Here is a 14,306-nt window from a genome sequence, read left to right as displayed (position 1 = left end):
AAAACTTCCCTGTTTAGTTGTTAGCTTGTTTCTCTTCCCACTCATGGTAGGCAGCGTAGAGTTGGCTTTTGTTCCACTGATAAATTTTAGCGACTTCCTTAATGGCTTGATTTTTCTTGATTCCTTGTTGGATACGTTCTTGGATTTCTGAGAACAAGTCCTCTTCATCCTTATCTTCTACTTCTTGACTAGCTCCCTCTACAATGAGAAGGCACTCGCCCTTAAGCAGTGTTTGAGAAATACTTTCTAGTAAGTCTGTAATCTGACCTCTTTGGTATTCTTCATAAATCTTGGTCAACTCTCGAACCAAGACAACCGAGCGATTTCCGTATACTTCTAGCATATTCTCCAGCGTATCGGACACGCGATGTGGAGATTCATAGAAAATTTGAGTCTCTGGATAATCTTTTTTCGATTCAAAAAATTGCTTTTGTTGTCCCGATTTTCTTGGTAAGAAACCATAAAAAATATGAGGTTGTGGTGCCAGGCCACTGGCAATCAAGGCAGAAATTCCTGCGCTAGCACCTGGAACTGTAATAACCGCGATATCCTCTTCAATAGCGGCCTTAACTAAATCGTGACCTGGATCTGAAATACTAGGAAGTCCTGCATCGGAAACTTGAGCAATACTTTGACCGTCTTTTAAAATAAGAAGCAAATCAGGAATCTTTTCCTTGGCATTGTGCTCATGAAAACTGATTTGTTTGGTCGGAATATCAAAATGCTTGAGTAAAAGCCCAGTATTTCGAGTATCCTCGGCAGCAATCCAGTCCACTTCTTTCAAGGTCTGAATGGCACGAAAGGTCATATCCTCAAGATTTCCAATCGGCGTTGCGACAAGATATAGCTTACCATAAGGTGACTGACCTTTAAAACTTTTTTGAATTTGCATGCTTACTCCCTAAACAACAACTCATCACAGAACATACATTCCGCATCTTGTTCACGACGCTGTCCATAAAAATCGCGACACACATGAAAGCCATCTTCATAGATTCGACGAACATTTTCTCGAACATGCTTGGTCTTTGCAGGAGCAGAATCCTCTTCTTCTCCTAAGCGCTCTCTCAGTTTATCATTTTCCAAGCGAAGAGCTGTATTCTCTTCTACTACACTTTTGAGATTTTTTTTGATGGCTTCGACATCTGCCAAGGTTGCCAACAACTGTTGAGAAAAATCGTCTAAAGCATCAAATAATTCTTTCTTGTTCATAGACAGCCCTTTCTTTTTTCTGTTTTCATCTTCATATTATTGTAAAACTAGGTATTCCAAAGCATTTTGGAAGGAAACATTTGCCTTCCACATTCTTCTAGCTTCGACAAGATTTTGCAAGATTCTACGAGCTGAATTTTTTAGAATCTCTTGTCCAGCGATTACTTCTAGAATTCTAAATACCTGGTCTTGCTTTTCTTTGTCATCTGCTAAACTAGCTAATTTTGCCACCTGCAAATACGCTTCCTTTTTCCCAGTTTCTAACCATGCAAATAAACGCTCACTTTCTTCTACCAAAGTCCAAAAACTAGGTTGATTGATCAGTTTTTCGGCTTCTGCTTGTGATTGACTGAACTCAGCTAAGAGTCTTGCTTTATTTTTGACCAATCCTGCTTTCTCGAGTTCAACCATAAGATTTGCCACTTGTTTCTTAAATTGGAAAATCTGTGTCCGGCTTCGAATGGTTGGCAAAATTTGTTCTTGATCATTGGTTAAGAAGAAAATATAGATTTCACTTTGAGGTTCTTCGATAACCTTTAGAAGTGAATTAGCAGCATTAACATGCATTTTTTCAGCTTGTTCAATGATAAAAACCTGACGTTGATTTTCAATCCCTGATTGAGAAAACTGACTAACTAATTCTCTAATTCTCTCAGTTTTTATAATCTGATTAATCGGACGAATAACTGTGACATCGGGAAATTCTTCTTGATCAATCAACTTACAATTTCGACAAGACTCGCAGGGTAAGACATCCTGTTTTTCAGTACAAAACAAACTCTTAGACAGAAATAAAGCCATCTCCATACTTCCAAAAAAGCCTGAAAAGAGATAGGCATGATTGAGCTGTTTTTGTTCTAAGATATGAACAAAACGTTCAAATTGTTGTGGTTGACAAGCCTTTAATTGCTCTTGATTCATTCTTGCAGCCCCATTCTGTCAAATAAGACTTTCTTAGTATTCTCAACAACTTGATCTAGTGGTAAGCTGGCATCAATCTTAACAATGCGATCACCTTCTTTTTCAAGAAGGGAGAGATATCCCTGACGGACTTTGCGATGCAAGTCTAAACCTTCCAAGTCTAAACGATTCACTTCACGATTACTATTTGCTGCGATTCGTTCAAGACCTTTCTCAACATCAATATCAAAATAAAGTGTCAAATCAGGCTTTAACCCATCTGTAACATATTGGTTGAGCCATTCAATAGCATCAATGTCCAAACCACGACCAAAGCCTTGATAAGCAACCGAGCTATCAATAAAACGATCCATGATGACCAGTTTACCGGCTGCAAGGGCAGGTAAAACCTTTTCCACTAAATGTTGTCGACGACTAGCTATATAAAGTAAAAGCTCTGTCTTGGCATCCATTTGAGTATGACTTGGGTCTAGAATAACTTCACGAATCTTTTCACCAATCAATACGCCACCGGGTTCACGTGTCGTTAAGACCCCAAAATTTTTTTCTTCTAACACAGGAAGGATAGCTTCAAGTACACTTGTTTTACCAGCTCCCTCTGGCCCCTCAAGAGAGACTAAAAATCCTTTTGACATGACGAACTCATTTCTTTTTTTCTTCCTTCTATTTTATCAAAAAAAGAGGCATTTGTGAAAAGCTTTTTAGCCTAATAAAAATTTATTCTGAAAAACTAGGATATATATTCGTTAATAAAGTAGATAATTATTTAATTAAGTTTCTATATTCGTAATCAACTACCATACTGTCTTATTTTGTCTTTGTATAGCTAGAAAAAAAGAACCTTGCTTAGCAAGATTCTTTTAGTGTCTGACTTAAATAATTGTTCTTCTGGGAACTAAATCGAATTAAGCTTCGATTTCTGTAACCATACCTGAACCAACAGTACGTCCACCCTCACGGATAGAGAATGTAGTACCTTGTTCTACGGCGATTGGGTGGATCAACTCAACGTCGATTGTCACGTTATCACCTGGCATTACCATTTCAGTACCTGCTGGAAGTTCGATTGAACCTGTAACGTCAGTAGTACGGAAGTAGAATTGTGGGCGGTAGTTGTTGAAGAATGGAGTGTGACGTCCACCTTCTTCTTTAGTAAGGATGTAAACTTCACCTTTGAATTTAGTGTGTGGGTTGATTGAACCTGGTTTAGCGATAACTTGTCCACGTTCGATTTCATCACGTTGGATACCACGAAGAAGCACACCTACGTTGTCTCCTGCAAGACCTTCGTCAAGTTGTTTACGGAACATTTCAACACCAGTAACAACTGCTTTTTGGATTTCTTCTTTGATACCAACGATTTCGATTTCGTCGTTGACACGAACGACACCACGGTCGATACGTCCTGAAGCAACAGTACCACGTCCAGTGATTGAGAATACGTCTTCGACTGGAAGAAGCAATGGTTTGTCAGTGTCACGTTCTGGTTCTGGGATGTACTCATCAACTGTGTTCATCAATTCCATAACGATATCTTCGTATTTAGTGTCACCTTCAAGGGCTTTAAGAGCTGAACCTTGGATAACTGGAAGATCGTCACCTGGGAAATCGTATTCTGAAAGAAGGTCACGGATTTCCATTTCAACCAATTCAAGCAATTCTTCGTCGTCAACCAAGTCAACTTTGTTCATGAAGACGATAAGGTGTTTAACACCAACCTGACGTGAAAGAAGGATGTGCTCACGAGTTTGTGGCATTGGTCCGTCAGTTGAAGCTACTACAAGGATAGCTCCGTCCATTTGAGCGGCACCAGTGATCATGTTTTTAACGTAGTCCGCGTGTCCTGGAGCGTCGATGTGAGCGTAGTGACGTTTTTCAGTTTCGTACTCAACGTGCGCAGTGTTGATAGTGATACCGCGTTCGCGTTCTTCTGGAGCAGCATCGATAGACGCATAGTCTTTTGGTTGGTTAACTGATGAAGGCAAGCGACGTGCCAAAACAGTTGTGATAGCTGCAGTTAGGGTAGTTTTACCGTGGTCAACGTGTCCGATAGTACCAATGTTAACGTGTGGTTTACTACGATCGTATTTTTCTTTTGCCATTTGAGTAAAAGCCTCCAATAAAATATATTTTATAGATAGACAGTAGGCAATACAGTCTAACTTTCCTTACTATTTTATCAAATTTTAGCTAAATTGCAAGTGTTTTACAAAGATTTTGTGAATTATTCTTATTCTTCTTCTCAGTACTCGATTTATTGATAAAAAAAGAAACAGATGAATCTGTTTCTTTTTGAAAATCTTTATTTTTCTTGTACTTCTTTATGTTTTTCATAAAGTCGAACTAGGAATTTGGATATTTCTTTGAGAATCGAGTAGGTAGGAACGGCAACAATCATACCAACGACACCATAGATATTACTTGATAACAATAATAGGACGAGAATTGTAATCGGATGAACCTTCATAACACCACCCACAATTCGAGGGTAGAGGATATTCCCATCTACTTGTTGGATAATCAGCATATAGATAACTGCTATTATCATCTTTTGTGGATCCGTAAACAGATTTGAAATAATCATCGGTATTAGTCCAATACTCGGTCCAACATAAGGAATCAAATTGGCTAAACCAGAGAAAATAGCAAAAACCAATGCATACTTGAGTCCAATGACACTATATCCGATAAAGGCCAGACATCCGATTATGAATGCATCAATTGATACACCGCTAATGTAACGGGAAATAGTCGTATTCAAGTTTGTTAATAAACCAGAAATATTCAGTCTATCTCTTTTTAAAACAGTTCTTTCTAACATCGGTAAGAACTTATGCCCATCTAGTAGGAAGTATACCAAGAAAACCGGCGTCATAATGATAATTAAAACTGTACTTACTAATGCTGACAGAACACTACCGACACTGTTTGTTACGCTATTTAAGATATTTTGCAGAATATCAACATAAGAAAGATTTAATTGCTGGATTGTTTGTTGAATATCAAGCTCTTGGAAAGTAGGATATTTTGATAATTCTATTACTAAATCTTGGAGTCGACCATAGATTCCTTGACTAGATATAATCAAGCTACTCAACTGATTGATTAAAATCGGTAAGAGATAGACAAAACCAATGACAAGTGACCCAAAGAGAACAAATAGGGTCAACAAAATTCCGATGATGCGGTTAATCTTGCACTCTTTCTCTAAAAAGATAACAATTGGGTTGGTCAAATAGTATAAAAATCCTCCTAATAAAAAGGGAATCATGATGGTATTAACGACACTTACAAATGGTGTAATAATTGCCCCCATTTCCCTCCATAGGTAGAAAATTAAGGTTATTAATAAAATCTCAGTTGTCCAGAAGAATAATTTATTTCTTCGAAACATAGGCCACCTCCTCTTTTTCCTATTTTACCATAATTCGAAAAAGATTGATAACCTTCATCATAAAAATAAGAATATTTTTTGTCTTTATGATAGAATAAAGTTACTATGAAGAAATTATTTTTAACATTAATCACACTTATTTCATTTGGTTCTGCTACTACTGCTTTTGCTCAGGATTTTGATGTCGCCGCAAAACATGCCATCGCTGTTGAAGCGACTACTGGTAAGATTTTATATGAAAAAGATGCGACTCAACCTGTTGAAATTGCTTCTATTAGTAAGCTACTTACTGTTTACCTAGTCTATGAAGCACTGGAACAAGGAAAAATCACTCTTTCCACTCCGGTAGAAATTTCAGATTTCCCATATCAGCTCACAACCAACTCCGAAGCAAGTAACGTTCCTATGGAAGCTCGTAACTATACTGTTGAAGAGTTACTAGAAGCAACATTGGTATCTAGTGCCAATAGTGCAGCTATCGCTTTGTCCGAAAAGATTGCGGGATCTGAAAAAGACTTTGTAGATATGATGAAGGCCAAACTTCTTGAATGGGGAATCCAAGATGCTACCCTAGTCAATACAACCGGTCTCAACAATGAAACTCTTGGAAACAATATCTATCCAGGTTCTAAGAAAGACGATGAAAATAAATTGAGCGCCTATGATGTAGCTGTCGTCGCTCGTAATCTTATCCTCAAGTACCCTCAGGTCTTAGAAATTACCAAGAAACCTTCCTCTACTTTCAGAGGAATGACCATTACTTCTACTAACTATATGTTGGAAGGAATGCCTGCTTACCGCGGTGGTGTCGATGGTCTTAAAACTGGAACAACTGATAAAGCGGGTGCTTCTTTTGTCGGTACGACTGTAGAAAAAGGAATGCGTATCATCACAGTTGTCCTCAATGCTGATAACCAAGATACAAATCCTTATGCTCGTTTCACAGCAACTTCTGCACTTCTAGATTATATCTCATCAAACTTTGCTCTCCAAACAATTGTAAAACAAGGAGAAAGCTACCAAGATAGTAAATCTCCTGTCCTAGATGGAAAACAAGATACCGTTACAGCAGTTGCTAAAGAAGATATAAAAATTGTTCAACGCCTTGGAAGTCGAGCTCAGTCATCTGTCACCTACACGCCTGATACTACTGAACATACCGCTCCACTTGAAGCAGGTACTGTGGTTGGTCATCTAACCTATGAAGATAAAGACTTAGTTGGTCAAGGCTATATTACCTCTGACAAACCAAGCTTCGAAATGGTTTCTGATAAAAATGTCGAAAAGGCCTTCTTCTTAAAAGTATGGTGGAATCGCTTCGTTCGATTTGTAAATGAAAAATTATAAAAAAATCGCGAGTAATCGCGATTTTTTTATTTTCTTTTTGATAAAGTTGAGTGTTTATAGCCATAAGTAAAGTAAATAATAACTCCTATAATTAAGGCTAAACCAAATGCTATCCATGTTTCAATAGTATATTGTAGCATAAAGGATAGACAAATAAGAATCGATAAGATTGGTAGAAAGGGAACCAGGGGTGTTTTAAATTCTCCCTCTTTAGGCTCTCCCTTATCTTTTCTTAGCTTGATAATCCCATAGGCTAATAAAATAAGATAAGCCAAAGTACAGATATTAAGAAAGGCTGCAATACTAGATAGAGGAAAAATCCCTGCTGCAATCGCTGAAACGACTCCCGTTAAAATAGTAGCATTCTTAGGGACTCGACTTGTCTTAGTTACTTGTTTGAAACTTTGAGGCAAGAGTCCATCACGTGCCAAACTATAAATCATGCGAGATAAGGCATAAGTCATTGAAATACATACTGTAATCAAGGTAAAAATAGCAACAATAGAAACATAGTTTGCTGCCCATCCTATACCAATATTTCTAAGAGCAAAAGCAACCGCATCATCGACATTGAGCTTGCTATAGTGGACAACACCTGTTAAAACTAAGGTTACCAAGGCATAAAGTATGGTTACGATCATCAAGGATAAGACAATTCCACGAGGGATGTTCTTTTGCGGTCGTTGAATTTCATCAACTGCCATAGAAATGGACTCAAAACCTAAGAATCCAAAGAACATGAGGGAAGCTCCAGCCATAATCCCTGTGCTTCCACCATAAATCTGACCAAAACCAAATGGAGCAAAATTGGACCAGTTCTCAGGTTTAATATACCAAATTCCAACTAAGATAAATAAGGCAAGAGCAGAAAATTTTAAAACAACAAGAATCGAATTAAAACGAAGAGCAGTTTTCGAATTCAATAGAACAACACCTGTAACAAGGATAATCACTAAAATTGGTAAAAGATCAATATAAGTACCATTTTCTTGGTTAAATGTCCCGTTTAAGGTTTGTGGCAAGGAAATTCCATAATGACTAAGCAAACCTTTAAAATAGGCTGCCCATCCAGAAGCGACACCAGAGACTGCTGTCATAAATTCCATAATAGTTAACCAACCGGCAATCCAAGCAGGAAATTCTCCCAAAATTGCATATAGATAACTATAAGCGCCACCAGTTGCTGGAACACGAGAAGCAAATTCTGCAAAAAAGAGCGCCGATAAGGAAACACAGATAGCTGAGATAACGATAGAAACAACAAGGGCTGGACCTGCTAATGTAGCTGCAGCTGTTCCTGTAATGGTAAAGATACCTGTTCCCACCATGGCTCCAATTCCCAAGAGAATTAAATCCCATAATTTCAGATGACGATGCATCTCTGTTTTTCCTAGACTTACGTCTTTCGTTCTAAAAATATTCATAATTGATCTCCACTAACAATTATTGTTTTATTTTACCACAAATAATGGATTTTGTGAATATTTATAAAATTGTATATTAAAAAACTGAACAAATTAGTATTTGCTCAGTTTTTATTTCTAGTTAAAATTCGACAGTTATTAGACTTCGTAGTATGGGAACGGACGGTCACTATCTAAAGGACGATTTGGAATTTCTTGTTCCAAAATAGCGCGCCATCCAGATACTAATTCTTAAAAAGTTAATTTGGCTTCTGGAGAAGTTATTGTAATCTTCCGACCAAACCAAGCCATGGTTGCAGTTTCAAACTGAAGCATAGCGTACTGGATTACTGGTACATTTGCCTCTTCATAATTTTCATTTACCGCACGCGCCACTTCTGCTGCTTGTGGTAGAAGTTGATTGCTGATTTTATCGACAACACTTGCATCCATCTCTCTCCAAGAAAGTAATTGACCATCCACCTGATAAAAGAGCTCAAAGGTTTCTTGATTTTTCTTAAAATTGGTAAGAACAAAAGCACGTTCCACTGCCTCTGGACCACCAACATGACAGCGTTTATAAGGAGATTTTCTTCCATTTGTCTCCAATAATCATCAGCTTCTTCTACTAAATCAACTGTAAAAGGTGGAACAATTTCCTCGGCAGAAATTTCGCCTTTATTCGCTTTTTCGATATTACCAAATAACTTTTTTAAGAATCCCATTTGCTTCTCCTTTTGGGTTTTATCCGACAGATCCTTCCATTTCATAGCTAATCAAGCGGTTAAGCTCAACAGCATATTCCATTGGTAGTTCTTTAGTGAAGGGCTCTACAAATCCCATAACGATCATCTCAGTTGCCTCAGACTCTGACAAACCACGGCTCATGAGATAATAGAGTTGTTCTTCTGAAATCTTAGAAACCTTAGCTTCGTGCTCCAAAGCTACTTGTGAGTTGTGGATTTCATTGAACGGAATAGTATCTGATGCTGACAAGTCATCCATGATAATGGTATCACACTCGATGTGAGAAACAGATTTCTTAGAGTTCTTGTTAAAGGTTACTTGTCCACGATAGTCAACTTTCCCTCCGCCTTTGGCGATGGATTTAGATACGATTGATGAACTTGTATGTGGCGCGTTGTGAATCATCTTGGCACCAGTATCCTGGTGTTGACCAGCATTGGCAAAGGCAATTGAAAGCATGGTTCCACGCGCACCTTCTCCATCAAGGTAAACAGATGGGTATTTCATGGTTGTTTTGGCACCTAAGTTTCCATCGATCCACTCAACAGTCGCATCTTTCAAGGCTTTGGCACGTTTTGTTACCAAGTTATAGACGTTATCAGACCAGTTTTGGATGGTTGTATAACGCATGTAAGCTCCGTCCAAGGCAAAGATTTCTACAATGGCAGCATGCAAACTGTTACTTGAATAAGTTGGCGCTGTACATCCTTCTACATAGTGGACACTTGCTCCCTCATCAACGATGATTAAGGTACGTTCAAACTGACCAGTATTTTCGTTGTTGATACGGAAGTAAGTTTGAAGTGGAATATCCACTTTAACTCCTTTTGGTACATAGATAAAGGTTCCACCTGACCATACTGCTGAATTGAGGGCAGCTAACTTGTTATCTGTCGGCGGTACCAACTTAGCAAAGTATTGTTTAAACAAGTCTGGGTATTCCTTGAGGGCAGAATCTGTATCTGTAAAGATGATACCTAACTTCTCAAATTCTTCCTTCATGTTATGGTAAACCACTTCTGACTCATACTGGGCAGAAGCTCCAGCAAGATAAGCACGCTCAGCTTCAGGAATCCCAATACGTTCAAAGGTTTCTTTGATTTTTTCAGGAACTTCATCCCAAGAACGGGCTGGTTTATAAGATGGTTTTTGGTAGTAAATCAAGTCATCAAAATCAATCTCTGACAAGTCTGCTCCCCATGTTTGCATGGGCATTTTTTTGAAGGTTTCATAAGATTTCAAACGGAATTCTAACATCCACTCAGGCTCTCCCTTAGCAGCTGATAGTTCACGAATGACATCTTCATTCAATCCTTTTCCTGTCGATAGGACAGGCTCTACATCATCATGGAAACCAAATTTATATTCACCAAGATCGATTGGTTTTGGTTCTACTCTTTCTTCAGCCATAATATCCTTTCTTTCATTATGTGTTTTTATGTTTCTTATTTATCTTCTTGATTTTCAATTGTTCTTTTGAGAGCGTTCCAAGCTAAGGTTGCACACTTAATTCTTTGTGGGAATTTAGCTACACCAGATAAAAAAGCTGCATCTCCAAGACTGTCTTGTCTATCTTTTTTTTGACCTTGAACCATTTCTGAAAAAATAGTTGCTAATTCTAAAATCTCTTGCTTTGTCTTACCTAGAACTGCATCCGTCATCATACTGGCAGAGGCAGTTGAAATAGTACAACCTGAATTTAGAAAAGCGATATCTTCCAAGCGATCTTCAGCGTTAAACTTGACAGAGAGATTGATGACATCACCACAGGTTGGATTGTTAAGACTGATTTGTTCAGCATCTTCTAGCTTCCCTTGGTGATGGGGATTTTTCGAATGGTCTGCTACCACTGCCATATAAAGGCTATCTAGTTTAGAAAGTGCCATTGAAAAACTCCTTTGTCTTTTGTAAAGCATCGACTAACTTGTCGCAATCTGCCTTGGTATTGTAGATATAAAAACTTGCACGAGCTGTTGCTGGAACTTCTAAATACTGGAGCAAAGGTTGAGCACAATGGTGACCGGCACGAACCGCTACTCCTTCATAATCCAGAGCTGTCGCAAGGTCGTGTGGGTGAAGGTCTCCTAGGTTAAAGGCAATAACACCTGAACGTTGAGCCAAATCTTGCGAACCGTAAATGGTCAATCCTTCAATGGCCCGCAATTTTGGAAAGACATATGCGATCAATTCCTGTTCATGAGTTTCAATCGCATCCATCCCAAGATTTTCAAGATAATCTACTGCAGCTGCAAGTCCAATCGCACCTGCCATATTGGGAGTTCCAGCCTCAAATTTCCAAGGCAATTCTTTCCAACTAGCAGATTGCTCATATACGAAATCAATCATCTCGCCACCAAACTCCACCGGTGACATTTGTTCCAGATATTTTTCTTTACCGTAAAGAACACCAATACCAGTCGGACCAGCCATCTTGTGACCTGAGAAGGCAAAGAAGTCTACATCCAAGTCCTGAACATCAATCTTCATATGCGGCGTAGACTGAGCACCATCTACCACCATAATAGCTCCAACTTTATGAGCCATTTGCGTGATTTCTTTGATAGGATTGACCACTCCAAGAACATTGGAAGCATGAGCTAGCGAGACAAACTTAACTTTATCTGTTAATTTAGCTCGTAAATCATCCATATCAAGAGCTCCATCCTTGAGATAGACATAAACAAGCTCAGCCCCAGTCTTTCGGCAAGCTTCCTGCCAAGGAATGATGTTGGAATGGTGTTCCATGACTGAAATCAAGACCTGGTCTCCCTCGGTCAAGACCTCCTCAGCGAAGCGCGCTACCCAGTTGAGACCAGTTGTGGTACCTCTGGTAAAGAGAACTTCCTTTGTCGAACCTGCATTGATGAACTTACGAATAGTTTCACGAGCAGCTTCATAGGATGCTGTCGCTCGTTCTGCCAAAGTGTGAACTCCACGGTGAACATTGGCATTGTCCTGCTCATAGTAGTGATTAATGGCTTCCAGAACTGCTAATGGTTTTTGTGTCGTCGCAGCATTGTCCAGATAGACCAAAGGCTCGTCGTTGACAATCTGGTCTAAAATCGGAAAATCCTTGCGAATCACTTCTATATCTAACATAGGCTTCCCCTTAGCGTTTTGACAATTTTTCTTCGATCGTCGCAATCATTTCATCACGAACTTCCTTGACAGGAATCTCAACGATAACTGATCCAAGGAATCCACGTACAACCAAGCGTTCCGCAGTCGCTTTATCCAAACCACGACTCATGAGGTAGTACATGTCTTCAGGATCAACTTGACCAATAGAAGCCGCGTGTCCTGCAGTGACATCATTTTCATCAATCAAAAGAATTGGGTTAGCATCTGAACGAGCTTGGTCAGAAAGCATGAGAACACGGCTTTCTTGTTGAGCATCTGCTCCCTTAGCACCCTTGATGATGTGTCCGATACCGTTGAAGGTCAAAGTTGCTTTTTCAAGGATAACCCCATGTTGAAGGATATTACCGATAGAGTTGCAACCATAGTTAGTCACTCGAGTATCAATCCCTTGAACCTGACGGCCACTTGAAAGCGCTACAACCTTAAGGTCTGCATGGCTACCATTTCCAATCAAGTCACTATCAAAGTCAGCAACAACATTTCCTTCATTCATGACACCGATAGCCCAGTCAATACTTGCATCGTTGCCCAATTTACCACGGCGGCTAATGTAGGCTGTAACATTTTCGCCAAGACGGTCGATCGCTGCAAACTTCACTTGTGCGCCTGAACGTGCAATGACTTCTACTGTGATATTGGCAGTTGCCTTAGCACTACCTTCTCCACGTGACTCCAGACGCTCAAGGTAGCTAAACTTACTGTTCTTACCAGCGATAATGAGGATATGCTTGTTAAATGGCACATCGCTATCGCTGTCTTGGTAGAAAATACCTTCAATTGGTTCTGTGATTTCTACGTTATCTGGAATGTAGAGAACAGCACCACTGTTAAAGTATGCTGTATGGTAGGCTGCCAACTTATCATCATCGTATTTCACTGATGACATGAAAAATTCTTCTACGAGTTCTGGAATATCTTCTAAAGCTGAGTGGAAGTCTGTAAAGACCACTCCTTGTTCAGCCAACTCAACTGGAATTTGTTCAAAAACAGTCTGGGTTCCTACTTGCACCAACTTCAAGTGATTGTCTAGATCAGTGAAGTCAGGTACATTTGCTGACGGTTCACTTTCTGTAATAGTTCCATCACCCAGATTCCAACGGTGAAATTTAACACGCTCAATAACTGGTAATTCTAAACTCTCAATCTTATCAAAGGCTTTTTGACGGAGGTCAGCCAACCAGCTTGGTTCAGCATGCATTTCTGAAAAAAGTTTAATAGTTTCTTTAGTCATTTACTTCTCCTAAAAGATACGAGCGAATTACAATTCTTCCTTGTAGTCATAGCCAAGTTCTTCAGCTAATTTTGCGTATCCTTCACGTTCCAAACGTGCAGCCAATTCTGGACCACCAGAAAGAACAACACGACCTTCCATCATAACGTGTACTACATCTGGCGTAATATAGTTCAAGAGACGTTGATAGTGAGTAATGATCATTGCACCAAAGCCTTCGCCACGCATAGCATTAACACCTTTAGAGACAACTTTAAGAGCATCGATATCAAGACCTGAGTCAATCTCATCAAGAAGGGCAAAAGTTGGTTCCAACATCAAGAGTTGTAGAATTTCATTACGTTTTTTCTCACCACCAGAGAATCCTTCGTTAAGGTAACGCTCAGCCATTTCTTCTTTCATGTTGAGCAATTCCATTTTTTCATCCAATTTAGTGATGAACTCGCGAACTGAAATCTTTTCGTCATCTTCTTTACCAGCATTCATGGCTGCACGAAGAAATTCAGCATTTGTGATTCCAGGAATTTCTGATGGGTATTGCATAGCAAGGAAAAGTCCCATGCGCGCACGCTCGTCCACTTCCAATTCAAGGATATTTACACCGTCAAACAAGACTTCACCTTTAGTGACTTCATAGTTCGGGTTTCCCATAATTGCAGCTGAAAGAGTAGACTTACCGGTACCATTTGGTCCCATGATAGCTGCAATTTCCCCTGTTTTAAGAGTCAGGTTGACTCCTTTTAAAATTTCTTTTCCTTCAATTTCAACGTGAAGATCTTTGATCTCTAATACTGACATGATAGTTCCTTTCTTTTCAATCCTTTTTACAGTACCCACTAAAATTCAACTTTTTAAAGTCTTAGAAAATACGGTAAAATGTCAATAAATATACCTTTATAGTATAACAAAA

The 14,306-nt window shown here is 39.1% G+C and carries 13 protein-coding genes and 1 pseudogene; 1 reads left to right on the top strand and 13 read right to left on the bottom strand.

What is annotated here, in order from left to right; translation table 11 throughout:
- Positions 1-13: 13 nt before the first annotated feature.
- The 6 genes from rsmI to ACTO1Y_RS01535 all read right to left on the bottom strand — a co-directional run bounded on the left by rsmI (position 14) and on the right by ACTO1Y_RS01535 (position 5,527).
- A complete protein-coding gene (rsmI, locus tag ACTO1Y_RS01560; RefSeq protein ID WP_441348100.1) occupies positions 14-892 on the bottom strand; it encodes a 16S rRNA (cytidine(1402)-2'-O)-methyltransferase in 879 nt (292 codons plus the stop codon).
- Between the two features lie 2 nt (positions 893-894).
- Positions 895-1,212, bottom strand: coding sequence for a DNA replication initiation control protein YabA (gene yabA, locus ACTO1Y_RS01555; protein WP_016465702.1), 318 nt, complete (start codon positions 1,210-1,212; stop codon positions 895-897).
- A gap of 36 nt (positions 1,213-1,248) precedes the next feature.
- On the bottom strand, positions 1,249-2,133 hold the full coding sequence (locus ACTO1Y_RS01550; RefSeq protein ID WP_441348099.1) for a DNA polymerase III subunit delta': 885 nt from the start codon (positions 2,131-2,133) through the stop codon (positions 1,249-1,251).
- Complete coding sequence (gene tmk / locus ACTO1Y_RS01545) at positions 2,130-2,768, bottom strand: dTMP kinase (protein ID WP_441348098.1); 639 nt, start codon at positions 2,766-2,768, stop codon at positions 2,130-2,132. Before tmk ends, ACTO1Y_RS01550 begins: the two co-directional genes overlap by 4 nt.
- 270 nt (positions 2,769-3,038) lie before the next feature.
- On the bottom strand, positions 3,039-4,235 hold the full coding sequence (tuf, locus tag ACTO1Y_RS01540) for an elongation factor Tu (RefSeq protein ID WP_006150925.1): 1,197 nt from the start codon (positions 4,233-4,235) through the stop codon (positions 3,039-3,041).
- A gap of 200 nt (positions 4,236-4,435) precedes the next feature.
- Complete coding sequence (locus ACTO1Y_RS01535) at positions 4,436-5,527, bottom strand: AI-2E family transporter (protein WP_441348097.1); 1,092 nt, start codon at positions 5,525-5,527, stop codon at positions 4,436-4,438.
- Between the two features lie 105 nt (positions 5,528-5,632).
- On the opposite strand from ACTO1Y_RS01535, the gene pbp3 reads away from it, so the two are divergent.
- Positions 5,633-6,874 (top strand): D-alanyl-D-alanine carboxypeptidase PBP3, encoded by a 1,242-nt coding sequence (gene pbp3 / locus ACTO1Y_RS01530; protein WP_441348096.1) that lies wholly within the window; start codon positions 5,633-5,635, stop codon positions 6,872-6,874.
- 26 nt (positions 6,875-6,900) lie between these two features.
- Here the strand turns inward: pbp3 and ACTO1Y_RS01525 are convergent, their stop codons facing one another.
- From ACTO1Y_RS01525 to sufC, 7 genes and pseudogenes are all read right to left on the bottom strand, one after another.
- On the bottom strand, positions 6,901-8,298 hold the full coding sequence (locus ACTO1Y_RS01525) for an APC family permease (RefSeq protein WP_235083307.1): 1,398 nt from the start codon (positions 8,296-8,298) through the stop codon (positions 6,901-6,903).
- 138 nt (positions 8,299-8,436) lie between these two features.
- Positions 8,437-9,002 (bottom strand): annotated as a pseudogene (locus ACTO1Y_RS01520) (hypothetical protein).
- A 19-nt stretch (positions 9,003-9,021) separates the two neighbouring features.
- On the bottom strand, positions 9,022-10,434 hold the full coding sequence (sufB, locus tag ACTO1Y_RS01515) for a Fe-S cluster assembly protein SufB (RefSeq protein ID WP_441348095.1): 1,413 nt from the start codon (positions 10,432-10,434) through the stop codon (positions 9,022-9,024).
- A 35-nt stretch (positions 10,435-10,469) separates the two neighbouring features.
- Positions 10,470-10,910, bottom strand: coding sequence for a Fe-S cluster assembly sulfur transfer protein SufU (sufU, locus tag ACTO1Y_RS01510; RefSeq protein ID WP_441348094.1), 441 nt, complete (start codon positions 10,908-10,910; stop codon positions 10,470-10,472).
- Complete coding sequence (locus ACTO1Y_RS01505; protein WP_441348093.1) at positions 10,897-12,123, bottom strand: cysteine desulfurase; 1,227 nt, start codon at positions 12,121-12,123, stop codon at positions 10,897-10,899. Before ACTO1Y_RS01505 ends, sufU begins: the two co-directional genes overlap by 14 nt.
- A gap of 10 nt (positions 12,124-12,133) precedes the next feature.
- The gene (sufD, locus tag ACTO1Y_RS01500) at positions 12,134-13,396 is read right to left on the bottom strand and encodes a Fe-S cluster assembly protein SufD (RefSeq protein WP_441348092.1); all 1,263 of its coding nucleotides are present in this window, start codon (positions 13,394-13,396) and stop codon (positions 12,134-12,136) included.
- Between the two features lie 27 nt (positions 13,397-13,423).
- The gene (sufC, locus tag ACTO1Y_RS01495; RefSeq protein WP_000114489.1) at positions 13,424-14,194 is read right to left on the bottom strand and encodes a Fe-S cluster assembly ATPase SufC; all 771 of its coding nucleotides are present in this window, start codon (positions 14,192-14,194) and stop codon (positions 13,424-13,426) included.
- Positions 14,195-14,306: the final 112 nt, after the last annotated feature.

This window comes from Streptococcus sp. V728 (assembly GCF_052077995.1).
Classification (GTDB): domain Bacteria; phylum Bacillota; class Bacilli; order Lactobacillales; family Streptococcaceae; genus Streptococcus; species Streptococcus infantis_B.
The sequence above is the reverse complement of the archived record's forward strand: the minus strand, read 5'-3'. Positions and strand labels throughout refer to the sequence as shown.

Excerpts from the sequence above, each read along its gene's own strand:
- tmk (WP_441348098.1), bottom strand. The coding sequence starts at position 2,768 with ATGTCAAAAGGATTTTTAGTCTCTCTTGAGGGGCCAGAGGGAGCTGGT.
- sufU (WP_441348094.1), bottom strand. The coding sequence starts at position 10,910 with ATGGCACTTTCTAAACTAGATAGCCTTTATATGGCAGTGGTAGCAGAC.
- ACTO1Y_RS01525 (WP_235083307.1), bottom strand. The coding sequence starts at position 8,298 with ATGAATATTTTTAGAACGAAAGACGTAAGTCTAGGAAAAACAGAGATG.
- tuf (WP_006150925.1), bottom strand. The coding sequence starts at position 4,235 with ATGGCAAAAGAAAAATACGATCGTAGTAAACCACACGTTAACATTGGT.
- ACTO1Y_RS01505 (WP_441348093.1), bottom strand. The coding sequence starts at position 12,123 with ATGTTAGATATAGAAGTGATTCGCAAGGATTTTCCGATTTTAGACCAG.
- pbp3 (WP_441348096.1), top strand. The coding sequence starts at position 5,633 with ATGAAGAAATTATTTTTAACATTAATCACACTTATTTCATTTGGTTCT.
- yabA (WP_016465702.1), bottom strand. The coding sequence starts at position 1,212 with ATGAACAAGAAAGAATTATTTGATGCTTTAGACGATTTTTCTCAACAG.
- rsmI (WP_441348100.1), bottom strand. The coding sequence starts at position 892 with ATGCAAATTCAAAAAAGTTTTAAAGGTCAGTCACCTTATGGTAAGCTA.
- sufB (WP_441348095.1), bottom strand. The coding sequence starts at position 10,434 with ATGGCTGAAGAAAGAGTAGAACCAAAACCAATCGATCTTGGTGAATAT.
- ACTO1Y_RS01550 (WP_441348099.1), bottom strand. The coding sequence starts at position 2,133 with ATGAATCAAGAGCAATTAAAGGCTTGTCAACCACAACAATTTGAACGT.
- sufD (WP_441348092.1), bottom strand. The coding sequence starts at position 13,396 with ATGACTAAAGAAACTATTAAACTTTTTTCAGAAATGCATGCTGAACCA.
- ACTO1Y_RS01535 (WP_441348097.1), bottom strand. The coding sequence starts at position 5,527 with ATGTTTCGAAGAAATAAATTATTCTTCTGGACAACTGAGATTTTATTA.
- sufC (WP_000114489.1), bottom strand. The coding sequence starts at position 14,194 with ATGTCAGTATTAGAGATCAAAGATCTTCACGTTGAAATTGAAGGAAAA.